Consider the following 24,060-nt stretch of genomic DNA (forward strand, 5'->3'; position numbering starts at 1 on the left):
CCAAGTTTAAGACGACCGGTCATTTCAATTTATTTCTTATAGCGAGAATTTCATGAACACATCTTCTCTTCCCGCCTCTGCTCCCGCTCCTGCAGCGAGCAATGCGCCCCTGTACTGGATGGCGCTCGGCACCTTCGCCGTCGGCGCCGAGGGTTTCATGATCGCCGGCATTTTGCCGACGGTCGCCAAGGACCTCGGCGTCAGCGTTGCGGTCGCCGGCCAACTGGTGGTGGCGTTCACCGCCGCTTACGCCATCAGCTCGCCGATCCTGACCGCACTGACCGGCGCTCTGAGCCGCCGCGGCCTGCTGATCGGCGCGATGGTTGCCTTCACCCTGGCCAACCTGCTGGCCTGGCAGGCCAGCGGTTACTGGTCGCTGATGACTGCACGCATCCTGCTGGCCTTCGCCGCCGGCTTGTACGTCCCCAACGCCCTGGCCCTCGCCGGTGCGCTGGTCGCGCCGGAAAAACGCGGCGGCGCGCTGGCGCTCGTGAGCGGAGGGATTACCGTGGCCGTGGCCTTGGCTGCGCCACTGGGAACCGTGATCGCCGACAGCCTCAGCTGGCGCATGACTTTCGCCGGCGTGGCGTTGCTGGCGGCGATCGCGACACTGGGCTTGATGCTGGGGCTGCCGCAGGGCATCGGCAACAACCTGCCGGTCGCCAGCCTGCGTGAACGCGTGCTGGCCGCACGTGACCCGGCCGTGCTGCGTGCCCTGCTGACGACACTGTTGTGGGCCACCGGTGCCTACACCATGTACACCTATTTCGCGCTGTACCTGAACCAGGTTACCGGCATCCATGGCACCCACGTCGGATACGTCTTGTTCGCCTGGGGCATCTCGGCTGCGATCGGCGTCATGGCCGGCGGCAAGATCGCCGACCGAGTGGGCTTCCGCCGCGTGACGGGTCCGGCGCTGATGTTCCTGATTGCCGCCTTCCTGACGCTGACTGCGATCGCCTACCTGCTGCCGGCCAACCTGGCGGTGTTGCCGGTGTTCCTGAGCGTGATCGTGTGGGGGATTTCGGGCTGGGCGTTTTATCCTGCACAGCAGACCAACCTGATCAGCATTGCGGGCATCAGGCTGGCGCCGATCGTGATGTCGCTGAATGCTTCGTTCATGTACCTGGGTTTTTCGATCGGCGCCAGCGCCGGTGCGTTGACCGTTGCGAACGGCTCGGCGCAAAACCTGGGACTGGTGGCGGCAGCCTTCGTGTTCGCGGCATGGCTGCTCAAGCGCAGCGCGACACGCCGGACGGCGGCATCGGCGGCCTGATGTTTATTTGAAGTTTGCAAGCCCGCGTCGCATTTGCCGACGCGGGCTTTTTTCTGTCCGCGTCAGTTGACGCCGACTTTTTCCGGAAAGCATTCCACCAGCCAGTCGATGAACACCCGCAAGCGGTGCGTCACGTGCCGGTTCTGCGGATACACCACGTTGAAAGGATAAGGCGCCGGACGCCATTTCTTCAGTATCTCCACCAACGATCCCTGCTTGAGCCCCGCACCGGCGGCATAGCTGAAGGTCTGGATAATCCCCAATCCCGCCAGTCCCGCCGCCAGATGCGCATTGCTTTCGTTGACGCCGACCCGGTGCTCGACCTTGATCTCGGTTTTTTCGCCCTTGTGCTCGAAACGGAAAGGCACGGCGCGTCCATTCTGCGACGACACGTAACTGACCAGGCGATGGCCGTTCTTCAACTCCTCCGGATAAGCCGGCACGCCGCACTGTTTCAAATACGCCGGGGTCGCGCAGGTGACCAGAGCGGCGCTGCCGATATGGCGTGCAACCAGTGAAGAATTGTCCAGCGGTCCGCCGCGGATGACGCAGTCGACGTTGTCGCTGATCAGGTCCACCGAGCGGTCCGACACACCGAGGTCAATCCGAATATCCGGATAGCGTGCGACGAAATCCGGCAGCGCCGGAATCAGCACGTCGCTTGCGGTCGAACTGCCGATATCGATCCGCAAATGCCCGCGCGGCTTGCTGCGGGAGGCGCTGAACGAAGTGTCGATATCCTCCAGGTCGCGCAGGATGCGGGTGGTCTTTTCGTAGTAATCACGTCCCTCGGACGTCACCGTCACGCGCCGCGTGGTCCGCTGCAACAGGCGCACGCCAAGATGGGCCTCGAGCTCCTGGACCTGCTTGCTCAAGGTGGCGTTGGGCATCTCCAGCGAATCCGCCGCGCGCGTGAAATTTCCCGCCTCCACCACGCGCGCAAAACATCGCATCGCCGATAACTGATCCATCGCATCTCCCTTCAAAGTCGATCTTATTATCCACAACCATGGATAGTCATTTCGATTTTACCCACTTTTTCTCATAAAGGCTTGTCGTTAAAGTACACCCATGCCTTCTGCAACACACCAAACAGAAGCGCACGGAACGATGTTCGATCAACTCAATTTCACTTATCAAAAGGAAGCAATCATGGACAAGCAACTCAACGGCAAGATCGCCCTGGTCACCGGCGGCACCACAGGCATCGGCCTGGCAACAGCACAGGAACTGGCCACCCAGGGCGCCCGGGTCTTCATCACAGGTCGCCGTCAGGCCGAACTCGACGCCGCGGTGACAGCCATCGGCGCAGCCGCCACCGGCATCCGTGCGGATGCTTCCGTGCTGGCCGACCTGGATGCGGTCTACGCCCAGATCGCCAAAAGCGCCGGCAAGCTGGACATCCTGTTTGCCAATGCAGGCGGCGGCGACATGATGCCGCTGGGCGCAATTACCGAAGAACATTTCGACCGCATCTTCGGCACCAATGTGCGCGGCGTGCTGTTCACCGTGCAGAAGGCGCTGCCTTTGCTGAGCAACGGCGCATCGGTGATCCTGACCGCCTCGACCGTGTCGATCCAGGGCACCGCCAACTTCAGCGTGTACAGCGCCAGCAAAGCGGCCGTGCGCAACTTCGCCCGCTCCTGGGCGCTGGACCTGAAGGATCGCGCCATCCGCGTCAACGTGGTCAGCCCCGGCCCGATCCGTACTCCCGGCCTGGGCGGCCTGGTGCCGGATGAAGCCCGTCAGGGTCTGTTCGACTACCTGTCGTCGCAAATCCCACTGGGACGTTTGGGAGAACCGCAGGAAGTCGGCAAGGCCGTGGCCTTCCTGGCGTCGGATGCGGCCAGCTTTGTCAACGGCATTGAGCTGTTCGTTGACGGCGGCATGGCGCAGGTGTGATCGCAGATGTGATGCGAGCGATGAGGTAAAAAAGATAGCGCTAAAACGGCCCGGAGGTGATCCGGGCCGTCGGGGCATCCTTCGGATTACAAATATTCCAGATTGCCGTCGACGCTGATCGCCTGCCCCGAGATATTCCGCGCAGCCGGAGAGGCGAGGAACAAGGCCATCGCCGCCACGTCCTGAGTAGTCACCAGGCGGCGCAGCGAAATCTTCTTGACGTAGTCTTCGCGCATCTCGTCGAAGCTCACTCCCAACGTCTTTGCGCGGGCGGCGATGACGCCGTCCATGCGTTCGCCCTCCACCACGCCAGGAAGGATCGCATTGACGCGGATATTGCTGGGACCGAGTTCGACGGCCAGCGATTTCATCAGGCCGACGATGGCCCATTTGGTCGAGGCGTACGGCGTGCGGAACTGATAGCCCAGGCGTCCGGCCACCGATGACAAGGTGATGATGCTTGGATTGTCGGAGGTCTTCTTCAGCAGCGGAACGGCGCGTTTGAGAAAGTAGAACTGGCTGTTCAGATTGGTGTTGATGGTCTGGTCCCAGGCGTCCGCATCGAGGTCTTCCACTGCACCGGTGGGACCGGCGATGCCGGCGTTGTTGATCAGGAGATCAAGACCGCCGAGCTTCTCGGCCGCGTCCGCCATCACGGCATCGACATCTTCGCGCTTGCCGACATCGGCGACGCCGGCGTGGATGCCTGGGTGCTTCTTCCTGATTGCCTCGACGGCGGCCGGATTGATGTCGCAGACGTAAACGGCCGCGCCGGTATCCAGGAAGGCTTCCGCAATGGCGGCGCCGATGCCGGTGGCAGCGCCGGAGATGAAGACGCGCAGGCCGGCATCCGGCTTCAATAGATCAACTGTTTTCATGGAGATTCCCGCATGAGAGCCACGTCGTCGATTGCCTGACGTGGCGAATATAAAAAATGTCTGATGAGAGTGTTACAGCGTCAAACCGCCCGACACCTCAATCACCGCACCGTTAATATAGCTCGCTTCGTTGCTGGCCAGGAAAGCGTAGATGTCGGCAATCTCTTCCGGCTTGCCCAGACGCCGCAACGGCACCTGGTCGCGCATCTTCTGCAAGACCTCGTCGGGCACCGTGGACAGGATCGCGGTCTCGACAAACCCCGGCGCCACCGCGTTGACGCGAATGCCCTTCGGCCCCAGTTCACGGCTCCAGGTCTTGGTGAAGCCGATCACGCCGAACTTGGTCGCTGCATAGTTGGTCTGGCCGTAGTTGCCGTAAATACCGACCACCGAACTGGCGTTCAGGATGGCGCCGCCACCGCCTTCGATCATGGTGTCGACCACCGCTTGCGAGGCGTTGAACACGGCGCGCAGGTTGACGTCGATGACGTCTTCGAACTGCTGCGCGGTCATTTTCTGCAAGCGCGCGTCGCGGGTGATCCCGGCATTGTTGACCAGGGTGTCGATACGGCCGTATTTCAGCTTCACCGCAGCGACCATCTCGTCGAGGCTGTCGCGTGAGGTCACGTCCAGCTGAAAACCTTCGGCCTCGCCTCCCGCCGCCCGGCACTCCTCCACCGCCGCGGCGACCGCATCGGCGTTGAGGTCGCAGACGATGACCGTCGCGCCTTCACGCGCAAACTTCAACGCCGTTGCCTTGCCGATGCCTTGCGCAGCGCCGGTCACAATTGCCACATTTCCACGTAATCTCATTGCGCTTCTTTCCTGACTTGATTTCAATTTCTTTTACTTAAGGGATTCATTCCTGATGGAGCGCGCCAGCAGCGGCACCAGCAGCAGGCCGAGGATTGCTGCGCCGAGGATGACGTTGAAGCCGGCGTCGCTGCGCCCGGTAGCCGTCTCGGCCATGCCGAACAGATAAGGACCGACGAAGCCGCCCAGCAAACCGATCGTGTTGATGAAAGCCAGTCCGGCTGCGGCCTGCACGCCCTGCATGCGCTTCATGGCAATCGACCAGTACGACGGCAGCACGCCGCCGGCAAAGAAGGCCGTCACGACGAACAGGGCGATCTTGCCGCCGAAGCTGGCGGTGGCGATGAAGGCAATTGCGCACAGCACGAGTCCGACGGTCAGCACGCCCAGATAGATGGAGTCGCTGCTGACGCGCCGGTGAATGCGCGGCAACACCAGCACGCCGATCAGGAAGCCCATGCCGACGCTGGCCGAGAGCAGGCCGACGATCAGCGGCGAGCTGATGTGCATCTGGCTGACCATGGCCGGCGTGAAGAAGTACAGCCCGACAAAGGCGACCTGGTTCAGGAAATAAATCAAACCGATCAGGATCGTGGTCGGACGTTTCAGCGCCGCCATCCAGTCCTTGGAAGACGTGTTCCCGTGCTGGGGCGCATCGATGACGGCGTGCTGTTCCAGCGATTTGGCTTCGGCCGCTGTCAACCACGTTGCATCACTCGGCCGGTCCGGCAGCTTGAAGTACAACAGGATGCCGAGCAAGACGCTGGGCAGACCCTCGATCATGAACATCCATTGCCAGCCGTGCAGCCCGCCGAAACCATCCAGCTGCATGAGCGCGCCGCCGATGGGATTGCCCAGCATCAGCGCCAGCGCCGGTGCGGTGTAGATCCAACCGATTGCAACCGGACGATCCTTGCCCGCGAACCACAGCGTCACCATGTACATCAACGCCGGGAACAGACCCGCTTCGGCGATGCCGAGCAAGACGCGCAGGATGTAGAACGACCACTCGCCCGAGACGAACATCATGGCGGTCGACAGGATGCCCCAGCTCACCGCGATGCGGGAGATCCAGCGGCGCGGGCCGAAGCGATGCGCCGCCAGGTTGCTGGGTACTTCGAGCAGCGCATAGCCGATGAAGAAGATGCCCGACCCCAGCCCGTACGCCGCGGCGCTGATGCCGACGTCGGCGGCCAGATGGATCTTCGCCAGCGCGACGTTGGTGCGGTCGAGGAAGGACATGAAGTAAATCGCGCACATCAAGGGGATCAGCTTCAGAAAAGCCTTGTGCGTGGCAAGCCGATGCAAACCGGCGTCGCCTGGTACGGTTTTATTGGTCATGATGTCTCCTGAAAATATTCAGTTCTTGTTGTGGATGAAGCTGGGTCAGAGCGAGGGTCAGAGCGAAATCCTGTCGCCGCCCTTGAGGCCCAGCATCTCGCGCGCTTCCGCCGGCGTGGCGATCTCGAACGACAGTTCTTCGAGGATGTGACGAATCTTGCGCACCTGCTGCGCGTTGCTCTCCGCCTTCACGCCCTTGGCGATGTAGACACTGTCTTCCAGGCCGACGCGCACGTTGCCGCCCATGATCGCGGCCATGGTCACCAGCGATAATTGATGGCGGCCGGCGCCGAGTACCGAGAAGTGATAATTCTCGCGGCCGAACAGGCGGTCTGCCGTGGCGCGCATGACGGTCATGTTTTCCGGATCGGCGCCGATGCCACCGAGGATGCCGAACGCTGCCTGGATGAAGAACGGCGCCTTCACCAGGCCCTGCTCGACAAAGTGCGCCAGGTTGTACAAGTGGCTGACGTCATAGCACTCGAACTCGAAGCGCGTACCCTGCGCGCCCAGTTCAAGCATGATCTTCTTGATGTCGCTGAAGGTGTTCTTGAAGACCATGTCTTCCATGCCTTCGACGAAATCTTTTTCCCAGTCGTGGGCCCAGTCCGTGATCCTGGCGGCAACCGGATGGATGGAAAAATTCATCGAGCCCATGTTGAGCGAGCACATCTCCGGCTGCAGCAGGCGCGGATAGGCAAGGCGCTCGGCCAGCGTCATGCGGGTGCTGCCGCCGGTGGTGATGTTGATAACGGCGTCGGTGGCCTTGACGATATCGGGAACGAACTGCCGGAACACGGCCGGGTCCGGCGTCGGACGACCGTCTCCAGGATCGCGTGCGTGCAGATGGATGATCGCCGCGCCGGCCTCGGCCGCCTCGATCGCCTGGTCGCGGATCTGCGCCGGCGTGATCGGCAGGTACGCCGACATGGAGGGAACGTGGGTGGCGCCGGTGACGGCGCACGAGATGATGACCTTCCTGCTGGCCTTGTTGGAGTTGCTGACTTTGCTCATTTTGGCATTCTTCGACGGATTGAAAAACGACAGCAAGCCGTGGTGGCGAGGGTAAAAAAGTTAAAACGCACCTCACCGACCTGTCTCCTGCCTGTATTTTTACGAAGGCGCCGCGCACGGTTGGTCTTCATTGTGGGAGCGATCATAATCAGTTAAAGTCAGCAAAGTAAGGTCTTTAACGGACACCGCAGAGTCATCTTAGGACAATCTTCAAGGAGTCGTTTTGTCGCCAATCACCATGCTCAACGAACCTCTTTACGCGCCCTACAAGATCGCGGCGCTGGTCGAGGTGCTGGCGGAACAGGGCATTTCCGCAGAGGACAGCCTGGAGGGAAGCGGCGTCGCGCCGGACCAGATTTATGATGCCGCGCTGCTGACGTCGGTGCGCCAGTACGCCACGGTCTGCAAGAACGCCATCGCGCTGTCGACCGATCCGGCGACGCCGTTCAAGGTCGGCGGTCGCCTGCATCTGTCGGCCTACGGCATGTACGGCTACGCGCTGATGTCGTGCCTGTCGCTGCGCGACTATTTCAAGCTGGGCGTGAAATACCATCGCCTGGCCACGCCGACGCTGAAAATCGACTGGACCGAATATCCCGATCGCGCGGTCTGGTCGTTTCCGGACGCCTTCATTTCCAGCCCGTCGCGCGAGTTGCGCGAATTCATCGTCGAGCAGCAGTTCACCCAGCATGTCACGCACCTGCAAGACGTTGCCGGCCACAGCTGCCCGCCGATCAAGGCCTGCTTCTCCTACCCGGCGCCGGCGCATGCCGACCTCTACAGCGACTACATCGGCTGCCCATGTTATTTCGATCAGGAAGCGTGCGAACTCATTTACGACAGCGCCATTCTGGGACAGCAGCCGCAGCTGGCGCACAAGCTCACGGCAAAGCTGCTGCAGAACATGTGCGATCGCCTGATCGGGCAATCGAAGGTATCGGTCGGCGTCGCCGGCGAGGTGTATCAGGTGCTGATGAGCAAACCCGGTGTTTTTCCGGACATGGAAGGCGTGGCCGATGCCCTGAAGATGACCAGCCGGACATTGCGCCGACGCCTCGAAGCTGAGGGAACCTCATTCGTCGCCATCTTCGACGACGTGCGCTGCTCGCTGGCGCAGGAATACCTGCGCACCACGCAGATGAGCACGGACGATATTGCGATGCTGCTGGGATTCAGCGATGGCGCGAACTTCAGGAGGGCCTTGAAGCGATGGACGGGGAAAGCGCCGGGGGAGTTGCGGAAATAAGGCAGATGACATGAAAAACGATATGGGCGACTCAGACATCATCAAGTGCAGACCGGCGACTCCTGACGACGCTGCAGCAATGTGCCAGGCTGAACGCGAAACGAGCCGTACACCGGGCCTTCTCATCTCCACGGCAGATGAACTGTCCGAACAGGATTTCCGGAAAAAGATTACCTGGCTGACCGAGGCCGGAATCTACGCTGTCGCCGAGATCGGCAACGAAGGCGTTGGCCACGCATCTCTGGAGCCGATGCCGTTGCAGGCCATGTCGCATGTATTTTCATTGACCGTGCTCGTCCACCCCGGCTACACGGGACGCGGTATTGGCTCTGCCTTGATGAGCCACGTGTTGACATGGGCCGAAGACAATCCGCTTGTCGAGAAAGTTGAACTCAGGGTCAGAGAGAGCAATGCCGTTGCCCGGCGACTCTATGCCCGTTTCGGCTTTGTTGAGGAGGGACGGTTTGAGAGGCGCATAAAATTGGGAGACGGGACATACGTTGCCGACATTTCCATGGCTAGGTTTTTATAGCTTAAAGACTTTGCTGTGCAAAATGCTGGATCACCCACTGCTCGCACGCTTCCCACAACTGCGGCGCGCCTTTTTGAATCACAGGACCATAGCGCGACAGCACCTGCTCCAGTAAAACGCCGTTCTCCGTCCAGGTGCCGCCGCCGGTGAAGATATTGATGAGCAACGGTTGGAAGCGATCAAGCGCCTTCGCGAATTTGGCGTCTTCGGTTTCGGCACCTTCGAATTCCTGCCACAGGGCCAGAAATTGATCGCCCTGGTTTTCGGGCAACATGCCGAACAGGCGCTCCGCCGCCTTGGCCTCCTGCTCCGCCTGCACCGCCGCCGAAGATCCGCCATGAATCGGGAAATCGCCGACGTCGATCTCGACGATGTCGTGCAGCAGGAGCATGCGGATGACGCGATTGGCGTCCACCTCCCCGTTGGCGTACTCGCTCAGCAGCATGGCGTACATGGCGAGGTGCCAAGAATGTTCGGCGGAGTTTTCCTTGCGACTTTGATCGAGCAGCGGCGATTGCCGCACCACCGTTTTCAGCCTGTCGATTTCCCTCAGGAAGCCCAGCTGCTTTTCCAGCCTTGTTAATTCCATAGCCTTCTCATGTGAATTGCATTCTTCAGGATTATACAAAGCGATAAAAAAGGCCCGGTCATCCGGCCTCTTATGTTCACACTAGCGCTGAATACTCGCCTACCCCATCCGGCCATGGCGTGAGCACCTCAAAGCCGGTCTCGGTCACCGCCACCATGTGTTCCCATTGCGCAGACAGCGAGTGGTCCTTGGTGACGACGGTCCAGCCGTCGAGCATTTCCTTCGAATGCCGCTTGCCCGCATTGATCATCGGTTCGATGGTGAACACCATGCCGGTTTGCAGCGACAAGCCGGCGCCCGGTTGTCCATAGTGGAGGATCTGCAAGTCTTCGTGATAGATCCTGCCGATGCCGTGGCCACAATATTCGCGCACCACGCTGAAACCTTCCTTGTGTGCGATCGACTGGATGGCGTAGCCGATGTCGCCCAGGGTCGCACCCGGTTTCACAGCGAGAATGCCGGCGCGCATCGCCTCGTAGGTTGTGGTCACCAGGCGTTTGGCCAGGATGCCCGGCTCGCCGACGAAGTACATGCGGCTGGTGTCGCCATGCCAGCCGTCCCTGGTCAGGGCAACGTCGATATTGATGATGTCGCCGTCCTTCAATGCGCGGTCGGAAGGTATGCCGTGGCAGATGACGTGATTGACCGAAGTGCAGATCGTCTTCGGATACCCGTTGTAGCCGATGTTGACAGGCACCGCTTCGAGCATGTCAACGATGTAGTCATGGCACAACTTGTCCAGCTGGTTGGTGGTCACGCCGGGGCGCACGTGCTCTGCAATCATTTCCAGGACTTTGGCCGCCAGCGCGCCGGACTTGCGCAGCATGGCAATGTCGTCGGGCGTCTTGATCTCGACTTCGGTGAACATCATGGTTTTTCAAGCGCGAGGGTGATTTCCCGGCGCTCGTCTTCGGCGCGGGCCTGCTGCTCCGCCTCGCGCAATTTCTGGCAGATCTCGTTGTAGCAAAGGCCGGGGTTCAACTCGGCCATCATGCCCACGCGCAGCCAGTGCTCGGCCTGCGAATTGATGGAACGGCTCATCGCGCCGCTGCTGAGGCGCAGATTGGTGTGCATCTGTTCGGTGATTTTGACGATTCCCATAAAGGCTCTTTGTATGAAATGTATATTAATCGTATATGAAACGTATATTATCATGCGATCGCAAAGTCGTTCAACGCGGCCAGGATTACGCCACCCCGCGCGACTTAAATCATCCCGCCCTTGAAAAACCCTCCACCCGCCCCTATACTTAGCACTCGTCAGGGGAGAGTGCTAACAGCTTCTTTTCTGGCCTACCCACTTTTCCGATGTGGCACGGAGTTCTTGCTGCAGGGCTTAAGTACACTTTGCAGCCAACGCCGCATTATTTCGCAGTTTTTTTTAACTAATTGAATTTAAGGAGTTTTCATGAGCCTTCGTCCTTTGCACGATCGCGTTATCGTCAAGCGTCTCGACCAAGAAACCAAGACCGCATCCGGTATCGTGCTGCCTGACGCAGCAACTGAAAAGCCGGATCAAGGCGAAATCCTGGCAGTCGGCAACGGCAAGATCCTGGATGACGGCAAGGTCCGTCCGCTGGCAGTCAAGGTCGGCGACCGCGTTCTGTTCGGCAAATACTCCGGCCAAGCCGTGAAGATCGACGGCCAGGAACTGCTGGTCATGCGCGAAGAAGACCTGTTCGCCGTCGTCGAAAAGTAATCGACGTCCTCTGCCGCGGCGCGACGTCAACCGTCCTGCGCCGGCAGCGAACAAGTCTGATCGAAGCTGATCAAGCCAATTCAAAGCAATACAAACGAATTTTGGAGAATCCAACATGGCAGCAAAACAAGTAATTTTCGGCGATGACGCACGTGCAAAAATCGTCAATGGCGTCAACATCCTGGCTAACGCAGTCAAGGTAACTCTGGGTCCTAAGGGCCGCAACGTGGTTCTGGAGCGTAGCTTCGGCGCCCCGACCGTCACCAAGGACGGCGTTTCGGTTGCGAAAGAAATCGAACTGAAAGACAAGCTGGAAAACATGGGCGCGCAACTGGTTAAAGAAGTTGCTTCCAAGACTTCCGACAACGCAGGCGACGGTACCACTACCGCAACCGTGCTGGCACAAGCGATCGTTCGCGAAGGCTTCAAGTACGTTGCAGCCGGTTTCAACCCGACTGATCTGAAGCGCGGCATCGACAAAGCTGTTGTCGCCATCGTTTCCGAAATCAAGACACTGTCCAAGCCAACGACTACCAGCAAGGAAATCGCTCAGGTCGGTTCGATCTCGGCTAACTCCGATTCCGATATCGGCGACATCATTGCCAAGGCAATGGACAAAGTCGGTAAAGAAGGCGTCATCACCGTGGAAGACGGCAAGTCGCTGGAAAACGAACTGGACATCGTTGAAGGTATGCAATTCGACCGCGGCTATCTGTCCCCATACTTCATCAACAACCAAGAAAAGCAAGTTGTTGCTCTGGAAAACCCATTCGTCCTGCTGTTCGACAAGAAGGTTTCGAACATCCGTGACCTGCTGCCGATCCTGGAACAAGTCGCCAAGGCCGGCCGTCCACTGCTGATCGTCGCTGAAGATGTCGAAGGCGAAGCACTGGCAACTCTGGTGGTGAACAACATCCGTGGCATCCTGAAGACTGCAGCCGTCAAGGCTCCTGGCTTCGGCGACCGTCGCAAGGCAATGCTGGAAGACATCGCTATCCTGACCGGTGGTCAAGTGATCGCTGAAGAAGTCGGCCTGACTCTGGAAAAAGCCACTCTGGCTGAACTGGGCCAAGCCAAGCGCATCGAAATCAGCAAGGAAAACACCACCATCATCGACGGTAACGGCGAAGCCATCGCTATCGAAGCACGCGTCAAGCAAATCCGCGCGCAAATCGAAGAAGCGACTTCCGACTACGATCGTGAAAAGCTGCAAGAACGCGTTGCCAAGCTGGCAGGCGGCGTTGCACTGATCAAGGTTGGCGCAGCTACCGAAGTCGAAATGAAGGAAAAGAAAGCACGCGTTGAAGATGCTCTGCACGCTACCCGTGCAGCAGTTGAAGAAGGCGTTGTTCCTGGCGGCGGCGTGGCATTCCTGCGCGCACGCGCCAATATCAAGGACCTGAAGGGCGACAATCCTGACCAGGAAGCCGGCATCAAGATCGTGCTGCGCGCGATCGAAGAGCCACTGCGCCAAATCGTTTTCAACGCAGGCGACGAGCCATCGGTTGTGGTCAACGCCGTGCTGGCAGGCCAAGGCAACTACGGTTACAACGCTGCTGACGGCACGTATGGCGACATGATTGCACTGGGCATTCTGGATCCAACCAAGGTTACCCGTTCGGCATTGCAAAATGCTGCTTCGGTCGCCTCCCTTATCCTGACTACCGAAGCGATGATCGCTGAGCAGCCGGAAGACAAGTCGGCTGGCGGTATGCCAGGCGGCATGGGTGGTATGGGCGGAATGGGCGGTATGGACGGCATGATGTAATTCGGCTGCGCCTGCATTCTCCGGAATGCGGGCGCACCGAAAAGCACAGACTTTTCCACACCAGCTTCGCGCTGTACAAAAAAGGCCTCGAGCGATCGAGGCCTTTTTTATTGTCCGGAGAATTGTCGTTTCTTCACCGGCATCCGATGTATCTGGTGTCCAGATCAGTCGGCAAACAGCAAACCCTGGTTCGGATCCGGCAGCTTGCTGCGACGTTTTTGCGGGACGGCGGTGCCGGGCTTGTTGTGCAAGGCATGCGCGCCCTCAAGCGTAAGCAGCAGTTCCTTGGCCTTGAGGCCGCCGGCGAATCCGGTCAGCTCGCCCGAGGCGCCGATCACGCGATGACAGGGAGCGATGATGGAGATGGGATTCTTGCCGTTGGCCGCACCCACTGCGCGCACCGCCTTGATGTCGCCGAGCTGCACGGCGATTTCGCTGTAGCTGCGTGTCTCGCCGAACGGAATGGTCAGCAGCGCCGCCCACACCCGCTTCTGGAAATCGGTGCCGGTGAAATCCAGCGCCACTTCAAACTGTTTGCGCTTGCCGGCGAAGTATTCGTTGAGTTGGCGCTCGGTCTCCAGCAGCACCGGGCTGCCTGGGTCGGCGCTCATTTCGCCCAGCCGTACCCGCGTGGGCTTGTCGTTTTCCCACAGGATCGCCGCCAACCGCTCGCCGCGGCCGACCAGGGTCAGCTCGCCGACGGGCGACTTCATGGTTGTGTAGACGTATGCCATTGATGGTTTCCTTCCGGGCCGGGACGGCTATCTTAGTCGCATTGGCGCAAACATGCAGGCGAGGCATTCCGGTTTGTCAAAAATGAAACTGCGGGCATGATCAAAGCAGGCATTCTTGCTTGCAATTCGCCCCAAAAAGCGCTTGGTTATGCCTTTTTCTCATTAGGGAATATGCAAAATGTAGTTCCGCCTGCAACGAAATCCTCATAAAATCACGGCTCTATATAAAAATATCGGCAGCAGCTTGCCCAACGAGGCTGGTTTTGCTGCCTTTTTCATTCAAGCAACATCGAAAGCAATATGATCGAAATACAGGGGGTCACCCAACGCTTCCCCAACGGTGACGGCTCGGTCGATGCGGTACGCAACGTCGACCTGTCCATCCGCAAGGGCGAAGTCTTCGGCATCATCGGCCGCAGCGGCGCCGGCAAGAGCACGCTGGTGCGCACCATCAACCTGCTCAATCGCCCGACCGAAGGCAAGATCATCCTCGACGGCAAAGACATGACCACGCTGTCGGCCGACGACCTGCGCGATGCGCGTCGCCACATCGGCATGATCTTCCAGCACTTCAACCTGCTGTCGTCGCGCACCGTCTACAACAACATCGCGCTGCCGCTGGAACTGGCGGGCCTGTCCAAGGCTGAGATCGCCAAGAAAGTTGAGCCGCTGCTGGAATTGGTCGGCCTGACCGCTCTGAAGGATCGCTATCCGGCGCAAATCTCCGGCGGCCAGAAACAGCGCGTCGGCATCGCCCGCGCGCTGGCCAACGATCCCAAGGTATTGCTGTCGGACGAAGCCACCTCGGCGCTCGATCCGGAAACCACACGCTCCATCCTCGAGCTGCTGCGCAAGATCAACAAGGAACTGGGCCTGACCATCGTGCTGATCACGCACCAGATGGAAGTCATCAAGGTGATCTGCGACCGCGTCGCCGTGATGGAAGCCGGTGAAGTCATCGAACAGGGTGAAGTGCTGGACGTGTTCCGCGAACCGAAACATGAAGTCACGCGCGCCCTGATCGGCGACGTGATCGCCCATGAACTGCCCAAGGGCGTGCTGGAGCGCCTGCGTGCGCGTCTGGCCAATACCGAAGCAGGTTCGGGTACGGATCACCTGTTCCGCTTCGCCTTCACCGGCTCGGGCGTGGACCAGCCGCATCTGTCGGAAGCGGTGCGCCGCTTCAACCTGGACTTCAACATCCTGCACGGCCAGATCGACGAGATCCAGGGCCAGGCCTTCGGTTCGCTGGCGATCCTCGCCAACGGCACCGCCGAGAACATTACCAATGCAATGGATTACCTGCGTGCGCAAGGCGTCGTGGTAGAGGAGCTGAACCATGTCATCTGAACTGATTGATCTCTTCATCAGCTCGTTCGGCGAAACGCTGATGATGGTCGGCATCTCCGGCCTGCTCGGCGCCGTCTTCGGCGTGCCGCTCGGCATCGCGCTGCACCTGACCGAACGCAAGGGCATCCTGCCCAACCTGGCGTTCAATCGCATCGCCGGCCTGCTGGTCAACGCCGTGCGTTCGACGCCGTTCATCATTTTGCTGGTGGCCGTGATCCCGTTCACGCGCTTCTTCGTCGGCACCTCAATTGGCACCGCCGCTGCGATCGTGCCGCTGACCATCGCCTCGGCGCCGTTCATCGCGCGCCTGGTCGAGACCGCCTTGCGCGAAGTCGACCATGGCCTGGTCGAAGCCGCGCAAGCCATGGGCGCGACCACCTGGCAAATCATTTACAAGGTATTGGTGCCTGAAGCGTTTGCTGGTATCGTCGCGGGTCTTACGATCACCTTCGTCAGCCTGGTCGGCTATTCCGCCATGGCGGGCGCGATCGGCGGCGGCGGCCTGGGCGACCTCGGCATCCGCTACGGCTACCAGCGCTTCCTGCCGGAAGTGATGCTGGCGGTGGTGCTGATCCTGATCGTATTTGTGCAATTGGTGCAAACACTGGGCGATGTCCTGGTACGTCGTCTGAGCCATCGTTAAGAACAGGTCCAGGCGTAAAAAATAATGCAGCTATCCGCTGCTGCTATCGAAGAGAGAGGGAAACAATGAATCGTCGTCAATTAATCCAATTTTTCGCAGGTCTGGGCGTGGTTGCCGGCCTGGTGTCCGCACCGGTCCTGGCGCAAGACAAGCCGATCAAGATCGGCGCCACCGGCGGCCCGCACGCTGAAATCCTGGAACAAGTCAAAAAGATCGCCGAGAAAGACGGCCTGAAGCTGCAGATCGTTGAATTCAGCGACTACATCCAGCCGAACGCCGCGCTGTCGGCCGGCGATCTGGATGCCAACAGCTACCAGCACCAACCGTACCTGGACGCGCAAGTCAAGGACCGCGGCTACAAGCTGGTCAGCGTCGGCACCACCATCACCTTCCCGATGGGCGTGTACTCGAAGAAGATCAAGTCGCTCAACGACCTGAAGAACGGCGCTCGCGTCGGCATCCCTAACGATCCGACCAACGGCGGCCGCGCGCTGCTGTTGCTGCAAGCCCAAGGCGTGCTCAAGCTGAAAGCCGATGCCGGCCTGAAGGCGACACCGCTGGACATCGTCGACAATCCGAAGAAGGTCAAGATCATCGAACTGGACGCAGCCCAACTGCCGCGTTCGCTGGATGACTTCGATGCCGCCGCCATCAACGGCAACTTCGCTGAATCCGCCGGCTTGTCGCCAACCAAGGACGGCATCGCCATCGAAGCCGCCAAGGGCCCTTATGTCAACGTCATCGCCGTGCGCGTCGAAGACAAGGACAAGCCTTGGGTCGCCAAGCTGGTCAAGGCTTACCACAGCCCGGAAATCAAGAAATTCGTGATCGAGAAGTACAAGAACTCGGTCGTGACTTCCTGGTAATCCGGCTGTAGTCCGTCACCGGCAAGCAGTTGCGCCGCAAAAAGGGCTTTCTTCGGAAAGCCCTTTTTTACGCCTGTAGCTTTCCGAAAAGCAAAACAAACACCGAAAAACCCTTTTCTTGCCCGCAAGACAATTGTCAAAAAGGAAATATATTAATCCGTGCACAGCCTTGCGCACGGGAGCCGCCCGATGACGGCAAGGCTGTTTCAGGAAGGAACATCCATGAAAAAGATCCGCCGCCTTTTTCTAGCCGTCCTCATCCACTCCGCTCTCTCCGGCAGCCCTGCCCTCGCCGCTTCTGCCGGCGACAATACCCATACCATCCTGATCGGATTTGCCGGCCCGCTTGCCTGGCCTCTGGCGCAGAGCGGCCAATACGGAGTCCAGCTGGCGATCGATGAAGCCAACCGCGCCGGCTATTCCATGAATGGCAAGAAAATGGTCTTCAAGCTGCTTGCCATGGACGACAAAGCCGACGTCGCCGTTGCCGGGTTCATCGCCAAATCGATGGTCGCCGCCGGTGTTGCCGGCGTAATCGGTCACTGGTTATCGGCGCCGACCAATGTTGCGGCGCCAATCTATGCCGCAGCCGGCGTGCCGCAGATCAGTTCCTCCGCGGCTGCGCCGGAATTTACCCAACAGGGCTATGCGACCAGCTTTCGCGCGGTCGGCAGCAGTGAAGATGCCGCCATCGCCATTGCCGAGTTTGCGACTCAGGAACTGAAGTCAAAACGCATTGCAATCATCGACGACACCACCGCTTTCGGCGCGCGCATGGCAGAGCTGTTTGCCGAACAATTTCGTTCACCCAACCAGGTGGTTGTCCGCAGCACCGTGAGCAACAAGACTTCCGATTTCAACGCCGTATTGACCCAATTTACAGCCGGTGAAGTCGATCTGATTTTCTTCGGCGGCTACCTTCGGCGTTCAGAGGATCTGGTGCGTGCCCGGCAACGGCTGCGCGTTCCCGCAAAATTGTTCCTGACCGGCAGCGTAGTGAATCCGATTTTCCTGAGCATGATCCAGGGTGCGGGCGATGGCCTGTTTGCCTCGGCCCCCGGCAAACCCTACGAGGAACACCCGCAATTCAAGGCGCTGGAGAAAAACTTCAACGTGAAATTTCGAACCGCTATCAGCGTCTACACGGTCTCGTCCTACGATGCCTGCAACACATTGATTGCGGCGATCAAGAAAGCCAATTCACTGGAACCGCGGATGATCGTGGAGGAACTCCACAAAATTCGCCACAAAGGCTTGCTTGGCACGGTGGCGTTCGATGCCAACGGCAATTTGCAAAATCCCGCGTTTACCGTCTATCGCATACAAGACCAGCGCTGGGTGCCGGTCAAAACCTACGACGTCAGGAGAAAATCCTGCTCTCCCGATACCGGCACCGGCACCGGCGCCGGAACAGCTGCTTGCGACGGAAACTGAAGTCCACCGCCCGGCATGAACCTCGAACCTCAGCGAGAACTTGCAACCATGCACGCAATAAAAAAACCGCCGGAGCGGTTTTCCTGACCAACGACATCGGCTCGCTCTATTCGGGGCGACCGCGATTCTTCTCGGCTTCCTCGGCGGCAATGATCGCAAGTTCTGCGGCTTCTTCTGCTGCTGCGATCGCCAGCTCGGCCTGGTAATTGGCCAGCAACTCTGCACGCGTAGCAGGCGTCTCGAGCGTGATCTTTCCGAGCGCGCCGGTGCGATAGTCCTGCAGGAAAGTGTGCGCCGCTTTCTCGAAGTCGAAGTCGCCGCCCTTGAGGCGGAAACCGCGTTTGATGGCAACGCCTTCCACCACCGCCACGCCGTCCATGCCTTCGGTCTTGAAGCCGTAACGCGCCGCCAGCAGGTGCGAATAGCGCTTGAGCAGTTCATCGGCGAGGAAGGTCGCGACTTCTTCCTCGATCAGCGCGTTGCTGCCGATGGCGTGGCTGGCGGCCAGCATCAGGCCGTCGCTGGGGTGCTGGATCTTCGGCCACAGCATGCCGGGCGTATCGATCAGCACCATGTTGTTGCCCAGATAAAGGCGCTGTTGCGTCTTGGTCACGGCCGGTTCGTCGCCGACGGCGGCCACACGCTTCTTGAGCAGCGCATTCATCAGCGTCGACTTGCCGACGTTGGGAATGCCCATGATCATCATGCGCAGCGGCTTGAGCGGCGTGCCGCGATGCGGCGCCAGCGCCAGCGCCAGCTTCGGCACCTTGGCGACGTCGCTGGGCTTCTTGCAGCTGAGCGCAACGGCGTTGACGTTCTTCTGGCTGTTGTAGTGCGCGATCCAGGCTTGCGTCACGCCCGGATCGGCGAGGTCACTCTTGTTGAGGATCTTCAGGCAGGGCCGCTGGCGAAACAGGCGGATCTGTTCGATCATGGGGTTGCAGCTGGCCTGCGGCAGGCGGGCATCCACCACCTCGATGACCAGGTCGACCTTTTCCATCGCTTCCGCCGCCTTCTTGCGGGCGGCGTTCATGTGACCTGGGAACCATTGAATAGACATGCGGAATTCTTCTTTTTGCAAAATAAGCCGCTATTTTACGGCCTGCGGCCTGTTTGCCCCTAAAAAGAAGGTCGGCGAAGGTGTCGATTCCGCTGATTCGACGACTTATTCCGCAACTTGCTCGGTAGTTACTCCCCGGCCGGAACGACGGCAGCCGAGCGCGCATTGACGTAACGCAACACCAGCACCAGCGCCAACGCGTAGACCAACGCCACCACACCGTAGGCCAGCACGATGCGCGTGATCCAGCTGCTGAAACTGTGCAGGATCGCGCCCATCAGCGCCACGCCGACCAGCGCGCCGATCTGGCGATTGGCGTTGAGCGCGGCGGCGGCGCTGTTGGCGTGGCCCTTGCCGGCCACCTGCATCACGGCGGTGGTCATGGCCGGGATGGCGGTGCTGATGCCTAGGTTGGCGAGCGCGCCGGCGACGGCCAGCATCCAGTAAGGCGTCTCCGGCGTCAGCCAGATCTGCACCGCAGAAAACACCGCGCCGACCGTCAGGCCCAGGCGCAGCGGCAAGCGCGGTCCGAAACGCGCCGTCATGCGACCCGAGTTCAGGTTGCCGATGAAGATCACCGCCATCATCGGCAGCATCTGCAAACCGGTCTGCAGCGCATCGGCGCCGCGCGCCTGCTGCAGGAACAGTGCCAGGAAAAAGAACTGCCCGTAGACGCCGAAATTGATGAGGAAGCCGATGCCGTTGGCGGCCGCGAACTGCGGCGTGGCGAACAGCGCACGCGGCAGCAGCGGCGCCGAACCGCTGCGCTCGCGCTGCACCAGCGTGCCGAACGCCAGCACCGCCACGACCACGGCGCTCACGATCGGCAGCGAGGTCCAGCCGTAGACCGGTCCCTCGATCAGCACGAAACTCAAGGCCGCCAGCATCAGCACGCCGAGGAAATGGCTGGTGATGGTCAGCGCGCGCACGTGCCGCTCCACTGACGGAATCATCTTGACCGCCATGTACAGGCCGATCAGGCCGACCGGCACGTTGATCAGGAACACGCTGCGCCAGCCGAACGAATGGATCAGGATGCCGCCCACCAGCGGGCCGACCGCCGCCGCGCCGCCGACCGTGGCCGACCAGACGCCCAGCATGCGGGCGCGCACGCGGTCGTCTTCATAGACATGGGTCAGCAGGCTCAGCGAACTCGGCATGAAGAACGCCGCGCCCAGTCCTTGCAAGAGGCGTGCGGCAACCAGCATGCCGCCGTTGGGCGCGGCGCCGCACAGCAGCGAAGCGACCACGAACAGCACCAGGCCGAGCAGGTAGATATTCTTGGCGCCGTAGCGATCGGCCAGCGCGCCGCCGACCAGCAGCATGGCGGCGAAGCTCAGCGTATAACCGTCGACGATCCAGACCAGCATGCTGAGCGGCGTGGCCAGGCTTTTTTCAATCGACGACAGGCCGACGTTGACCACGGTGACGTCGAGCATCGCCATGACGAAGCCGATGGCCAGCGTCACCAGCGGCAGCATGCCAGTGCGCGCCTGGACCTCGGCCTTGCGTGACGGTGTGGCGATGGCGCCGGCCGGCGCGGGACATTGTGTAGACATGATTTCTTTCGATAGGGTTGCCGCCCGACAATCACCGCGTAACGCTGAAGGGAATGCGAGCAAGGATGCCATTCTAGGCTTCTTGCGCAATGCAATAAATAAGCATAATCTCGGCACTCCGATGCAAATTTGCATCAACAGCCTATTCACTTATCTTGCAGGGAAGCCATCATGGATTGGGACAACGCCCGTATTTTCCTGGCGATACAGCGCGCCGGCACCTTGCGCGGCGCCGCCGAACAGCTGCAGATCGACCAGGCCACCGTTGGCCGTCGTCTGAACGCGATGGAGAAATCGCTGGGCGCGCGGCTGTTTCTGCGCACGCCGGCCGGCTACGTAGCGACGCCCGCAGGCGACCTGGCCGTGGCCGCGGTTGAAAAAATGGAAACCGCCGCCGACCAGCTGCAGCGCCAGATGCAGGGCATCGACGAGCGCCTGTGCGGTGTCGTGCGCATCGCCGCCACCGACACCATGGCCAAACACGTGCTGATGCCGGCAATGCAACAGCTGGCGGCCGATCATCCTGCGATTCGCGTGGTGCTGACGACCTCGACGCAAGTCTCCAACCTGACCCGGCGCGAAGCCGACCTGGCAGTGCGCAGCCTGCGCCCGACCAGTCCCGACCTGATTTCGCGCCACCTGAAGCGGCTGGCGCTCGGCCTGTACGCCTCCAAAAGCTACGTCAAGAAGCACGGCCTGCCGCAACCGGGCACCGCGCTGGCGGGACATGACGTGGTGATTTACCAGCGCGCGATCTATGCGTCGCAGATCGACGCCATCTGCGGCGAATCGACCGCCAATGCGCGCGTGGCGATGGAAGTGAGTTCGGGATTGATGCTGATGGAAGCAGTGGTAGCGGGACTGGGCATCGGCGAGTTGCCGACCTACATGGCCGACACGGTGCCGCAACTGGTGCGGCTCTGGCCCGAGCGCGCCGAGCCCTACGACATGTGGCTGGTGCTGCACAGCGACCTCAACCGCACCGCCCGCGTACGCGCCGTAGCTGACGCCATCGTTGCGGCTTACGACCGGCTGGAAGCGTCCTGACCCGGCCTAGTCAAGCTTAGTCAAGATCAGCCAGCACCTTGAGATGCGCCACCACGCTGCGGCCCAAGGCCGACAGGTTGTAACCGCCCTCCAGGCAGCTCACGATGCGGCCGCGCGCGTACTGCCGCGCGACATCCATGATCTGCTTCGTCATCCAGGCGTAGTCGGCTTCCACCAGCGCCATCTGCCCCATGTCGTCTTCGCGATGGGCGTCGAACCCGGCCGAGATGAAGATCATCTGCGGCTGGTGTGCATGCAGCGCCGGCAGCCACTTGTCGGTCACCAGCTGGCGCACCACGTTGCCCGCCGTGTAAGCCGGCAGCGGCTCGTTGAGGATGTGCGGCTCGGCCGGATCGGCGCCGCTGAACGGATAGAACGGATGCTGGAAGAAGCTCACCATCAGCACGCGCGGATCGTGTTTGAATGCCGCTTCGGTGCCATTGCCGTGATGGACGTCGAAGTCGACGATGGCGACGCGCTCCAGGCCGTGGACGTCCATGGCGTGACGCGCCGCGATGGCGACATTGTTGAACAGGCAAAAGCCCATCGGCGTGGTCGGCGTGGCGTGGTGACCCGGCGGGCGCACCGAGCAGAAAGCGTTTTCCAGCTCGCCGGCGATCACCGCATCGGTCGCCGCGACGGCGGCGCCGGCCGCACGCAAAGCGGCGTTCCAGCTGTACCGGTTGATCGAGGTGTCGCCGTCCAGCGGATAGTGCGCAACGTTGTCCTGCGCCAGAGCAAGTGCCTCGGCATTGTCACGAATCAGCGCCACCGCATTGGCGGTGTGCACGCGCTCAATGTCGGCGACCTCGGCCAGCGGCGCATCGCGTCGTTCCAGGAACTGGTCGATGCGGCTGGCGATCAGTTGATCCTCGATGGCCTGCAGGCGTAACGGCGTCTCCGGATGCCACTCGCCCATCTCGTGGCGCTGGCAGTCTGCATGCGTATAAAAAGCGGTCGTCATTGTTATCTTTGCTTTGTTCTCCCGGTGCGGGAGCGTCTCGTGGCATTTTTGCTAGTGTACATCCAAGCGGTTCAGGCGGAGTGGGCGGCCGTCGGCGCGCCCGGCCGATCATGTATACTGGCCGACTTGTCTGTCAGCCACCTTACTGAGTTAATTTACGCGCAGCGCTGCGCCCTCCATGTCAATGAAACCCTGCCTTCGTTTGCCTCGCCTGCTCGGCCTGTCCGTTCTTTCCCTCGCTTGTTTGCTCCCTGCAGCGGTTCATGCGGAATCGACGACCCACAAGAGTAAAGCCGACAAGAGCAAAAACGGCAGCACGAAAGCCAAGCCGAAGAAAAAAGCCACCCCGGCCGATGACGGCGAGTTCGCCAATTTCAGCCAGTGGAAGGAAGTCAACGACTTCATCGACGAAATGGTCGCGCGCAACGGTTTCGACAAGGCCGCGCTGCAAGCGCTGTTCAACAAGGCACGCTACATCGACACCGCGATCCAGCTGATCAAGCCGGCGCCGAGCGGCAAGCCGAAGAACTGGCAAGCCTACCGCGCGCGCTTCGTCGAACCCAAGCGCATCAACGCCGGCGTCGACTTCTGGAACGAGCATGAACTGGCGCTGTCGCGCGCCGAAGCGCAATACGGCGTGCCGGCCGAAATCATCGTCGGCATCATCGGCGTGGAAACCGTCTACGGCCGCAACACCGGCAATTTCCGCGTACTCGACGCCGTCACCACGCTGGCCTTCGACTATCCCAAGACCGCCAACCGCGATGCCCGCATGGCGTTCTTCCGCGGCGAGCTGGAAAACACGCTGCTGTTCGCGCGTGAATCCAACATCGATCCGTTCTCGCTGCTGGGCTCCTACGCCGGCGCCATCGGCTGGCCGCAATTCATGCCGAGCAGCATCCGCCAGTACGCGGTCGATTTCGACGGCAACGGCAAGATCGACCTGCGCAACTCGCCGGTCGACGCCATCGGCAGCGTCGCCAACTTCCTCAAGATCCACGGCTGGCAGCGCGGCGAACCGACCGTGTTCCCTGCCACCGTCACCGACGCCGGCAAGATCGACAACCTCATCAACCAGGGCCTGGAAGCCAAGTTCAGCGCCGACGAATTGCGCGCCGCCGGCGTGGTGCCGGGCAGCGAATTGCCGGCCGGCCTGCGCTTCGGCCTGGTCGACCTGCAGAACGGCGATGCCCCGACCGATCACTGGCTGGCAACCAACAATTTCTTTGCGATCACGCAGTACAACCGCAGCTATTTCTACGCCATGTCGGTGATCGACCTGGCCCGCGCCGTGCGCACCGCGCGCGCGCAATAAGCCGCCCGCCGATACGCCCGCGCCACATTAA

Annotated in this window: 24 protein-coding genes; 12 read left to right on the forward strand and 12 right to left on the reverse strand. The window is 60.6% G+C overall.

Annotated elements, in window-relative coordinates; genetic code table 11:
• Positions 1-52: 52 nt before the first annotated feature.
• Complete coding sequence (locus tag E4P32_RS15510) at positions 53-1,276, forward strand: MFS transporter (protein WP_116434936.1); 1,224 nt, start codon at positions 53-55, stop codon at positions 1,274-1,276.
• Between the two features lie 62 nt (positions 1,277-1,338).
• On the opposite strand, the gene E4P32_RS15515 is transcribed toward E4P32_RS15510, so the two are convergent.
• Positions 1,339-2,247, reverse strand: coding sequence for a LysR family transcriptional regulator (locus E4P32_RS15515; protein ID WP_116434935.1), 909 nt, complete (start codon positions 2,245-2,247; stop codon positions 1,339-1,341).
• Between the two features lie 181 nt (positions 2,248-2,428).
• On the opposite strand from E4P32_RS15515, the gene E4P32_RS15520 reads away from it, so the two are divergent.
• Positions 2,429-3,178, forward strand: a complete 750-nt coding sequence (locus E4P32_RS15520) for an SDR family oxidoreductase (protein WP_116435319.1) — start codon at positions 2,429-2,431, stop codon at positions 3,176-3,178.
• An 86-nt stretch (positions 3,179-3,264) separates the two neighbouring features.
• On the opposite strand, the gene E4P32_RS15525 is transcribed toward E4P32_RS15520, so the two are convergent.
• From E4P32_RS15525 to E4P32_RS15540, 4 genes are all read right to left on the reverse strand, one after another.
• Positions 3,265-4,056, reverse strand: coding sequence for an SDR family oxidoreductase (locus E4P32_RS15525; RefSeq protein WP_116434934.1), 792 nt, complete (start codon positions 4,054-4,056; stop codon positions 3,265-3,267).
• Between the two features lie 72 nt (positions 4,057-4,128).
• Entirely contained in the window at positions 4,129-4,869 is a 741-nt protein-coding gene (fabG, locus tag E4P32_RS15530) for a 3-oxoacyl-ACP reductase FabG (RefSeq protein WP_116434933.1), read from the reverse strand.
• A 33-nt stretch (positions 4,870-4,902) separates the two neighbouring features.
• On the reverse strand, positions 4,903-6,210 hold the full coding sequence (locus E4P32_RS15535; protein ID WP_116434932.1) for an MFS transporter: 1,308 nt from the start codon (positions 6,208-6,210) through the stop codon (positions 4,903-4,905).
• 57 nt (positions 6,211-6,267) lie between these two features.
• Positions 6,268-7,224 (reverse strand): 3-keto-5-aminohexanoate cleavage protein, encoded by a 957-nt coding sequence (locus E4P32_RS15540; protein WP_116435318.1) that lies wholly within the window; start codon positions 7,222-7,224, stop codon positions 6,268-6,270.
• 238 nt (positions 7,225-7,462) lie between these two features.
• Between E4P32_RS15540 and E4P32_RS15545 the strand changes: the two genes are divergently transcribed.
• Both E4P32_RS15545 and E4P32_RS15550 read left to right on the forward strand, forming a co-directional pair.
• Positions 7,463-8,470 carry an AraC family transcriptional regulator gene (locus E4P32_RS15545; RefSeq protein WP_116435317.1) on the forward strand — a complete coding sequence of 336 codons (1,008 nt, stop codon included), beginning with the start codon at positions 7,463-7,465 and terminating at the stop codon, positions 8,468-8,470.
• 10 nt (positions 8,471-8,480) lie between these two features.
• A complete protein-coding gene (locus E4P32_RS15550) occupies positions 8,481-9,002 on the forward strand; it encodes a GNAT family N-acetyltransferase (protein ID WP_233526672.1) in 522 nt (173 codons plus the stop codon).
• Between the two features lies 1 nt (position 9,003).
• Here E4P32_RS15550 and E4P32_RS15555 read toward each other — a convergent pair whose 3' ends face one another.
• From E4P32_RS15555 to E4P32_RS15565, 3 genes are all read right to left on the reverse strand, one after another.
• Positions 9,004-9,591: an HD domain-containing protein gene (locus E4P32_RS15555; protein ID WP_116434931.1), complete on the reverse strand. Its 588-nt coding sequence runs from the start codon at positions 9,589-9,591 to the stop codon at positions 9,004-9,006.
• A gap of 76 nt (positions 9,592-9,667) precedes the next feature.
• Entirely contained in the window at positions 9,668-10,459 is a 792-nt protein-coding gene (gene map, locus E4P32_RS15560) for a type I methionyl aminopeptidase (RefSeq protein WP_116435315.1), read from the reverse strand.
• On the reverse strand, positions 10,459-10,692 hold the full coding sequence (locus tag E4P32_RS15565; protein ID WP_116434930.1) for a ParD-like family protein: 234 nt from the start codon (positions 10,690-10,692) through the stop codon (positions 10,459-10,461). The genes map and E4P32_RS15565 overlap by 1 nt, the downstream gene beginning before the upstream one ends.
• Before the next feature lie 306 nt (positions 10,693-10,998).
• Between E4P32_RS15565 and groES the strand changes: the two genes are divergently transcribed.
• Together groES and groL are read left to right on the forward strand one after the other, a co-directional pair.
• A complete protein-coding gene (gene groES / locus E4P32_RS15570; RefSeq protein ID WP_007882171.1) occupies positions 10,999-11,289 on the forward strand; it encodes a co-chaperone GroES in 291 nt (96 codons plus the stop codon).
• 115 nt (positions 11,290-11,404) lie between these two features.
• Positions 11,405-13,057: a chaperonin GroEL gene (groL, locus tag E4P32_RS15575; protein ID WP_116434929.1), complete on the forward strand. Its 1,653-nt coding sequence runs from the start codon at positions 11,405-11,407 to the stop codon at positions 13,055-13,057.
• A 164-nt stretch (positions 13,058-13,221) separates the two neighbouring features.
• On the opposite strand, the gene E4P32_RS15580 is transcribed toward groL, so the two are convergent.
• The gene (locus E4P32_RS15580; RefSeq protein WP_116434928.1) at positions 13,222-13,791 is read right to left on the reverse strand and encodes a methylated-DNA--[protein]-cysteine S-methyltransferase; all 570 of its coding nucleotides are present in this window, start codon (positions 13,789-13,791) and stop codon (positions 13,222-13,224) included.
• A gap of 300 nt (positions 13,792-14,091) precedes the next feature.
• Here E4P32_RS15580 and E4P32_RS15585 point away from each other — a divergent pair, with 300 nt between their 5' ends.
• The 4 genes from E4P32_RS15585 (at position 14,092) to E4P32_RS15600 (ending at position 18,084) form a co-directional block, all read left to right on the forward strand.
• Positions 14,092-15,141 (forward strand): methionine ABC transporter ATP-binding protein, encoded by a 1,050-nt coding sequence (locus E4P32_RS15585; RefSeq protein WP_116434927.1) that lies wholly within the window; start codon positions 14,092-14,094, stop codon positions 15,139-15,141.
• Positions 15,131-15,784, forward strand: a complete 654-nt coding sequence (locus tag E4P32_RS15590) for a methionine ABC transporter permease (RefSeq protein ID WP_050477859.1) — start codon at positions 15,131-15,133, stop codon at positions 15,782-15,784. The genes E4P32_RS15585 and E4P32_RS15590 overlap by 11 nt, the downstream gene beginning before the upstream one ends.
• A gap of 65 nt (positions 15,785-15,849) precedes the next feature.
• Complete coding sequence (locus tag E4P32_RS15595) at positions 15,850-16,650, forward strand: MetQ/NlpA family ABC transporter substrate-binding protein (protein WP_016835965.1); 801 nt, start codon at positions 15,850-15,852, stop codon at positions 16,648-16,650.
• A 222-nt stretch (positions 16,651-16,872) separates the two neighbouring features.
• Positions 16,873-18,084, forward strand: a complete 1,212-nt coding sequence (locus E4P32_RS15600) for a branched-chain amino acid ABC transporter substrate-binding protein (protein ID WP_158559729.1) — start codon at positions 16,873-16,875, stop codon at positions 18,082-18,084.
• Between the two features lie 106 nt (positions 18,085-18,190).
• Here the strand turns inward: E4P32_RS15600 and ylqF are convergent, their stop codons facing one another.
• Positions 18,191-19,144 carry a ribosome biogenesis GTPase YlqF gene (gene ylqF, locus E4P32_RS15605; RefSeq protein ID WP_116435314.1) on the reverse strand — a complete coding sequence of 318 codons (954 nt, stop codon included), beginning with the start codon at positions 19,142-19,144 and terminating at the stop codon, positions 18,191-18,193.
• Positions 19,145-19,272: 128 nt separating this feature from the next.
• Complete coding sequence (locus E4P32_RS15610; protein ID WP_233526671.1) at positions 19,273-20,703, reverse strand: MFS transporter; 1,431 nt, start codon at positions 20,701-20,703, stop codon at positions 19,273-19,275.
• Positions 20,704-20,874: 171 nt separating this feature from the next.
• Between E4P32_RS15610 and E4P32_RS15615 the strand changes: the two genes are divergently transcribed.
• On the forward strand, positions 20,875-21,750 hold the full coding sequence (locus E4P32_RS15615; protein WP_116434925.1) for a LysR family transcriptional regulator: 876 nt from the start codon (positions 20,875-20,877) through the stop codon (positions 21,748-21,750).
• Positions 21,751-21,766: 16 nt separating this feature from the next.
• Here the strand turns inward: E4P32_RS15615 and E4P32_RS15620 are convergent, their stop codons facing one another.
• Positions 21,767-22,714 (reverse strand): histone deacetylase family protein, encoded by a 948-nt coding sequence (locus E4P32_RS15620; RefSeq protein ID WP_116434924.1) that lies wholly within the window; start codon positions 22,712-22,714, stop codon positions 21,767-21,769.
• A 202-nt stretch (positions 22,715-22,916) separates the two neighbouring features.
• Here E4P32_RS15620 and mltB point away from each other — a divergent pair, with 202 nt between their 5' ends.
• A complete protein-coding gene (gene mltB / locus E4P32_RS15625) occupies positions 22,917-24,029 on the forward strand; it encodes a lytic murein transglycosylase B (protein WP_233526670.1) in 1,113 nt (370 codons plus the stop codon).
• Positions 24,030-24,060 lie beyond the last annotated feature (31 nt).

Origin of the sequence: Herbaspirillum sp. 3R11 (assembly GCF_004563925.1) — a bacterium.
Classification (GTDB): domain Bacteria; phylum Pseudomonadota; class Gammaproteobacteria; order Burkholderiales; family Burkholderiaceae_D; genus Herbaspirillum.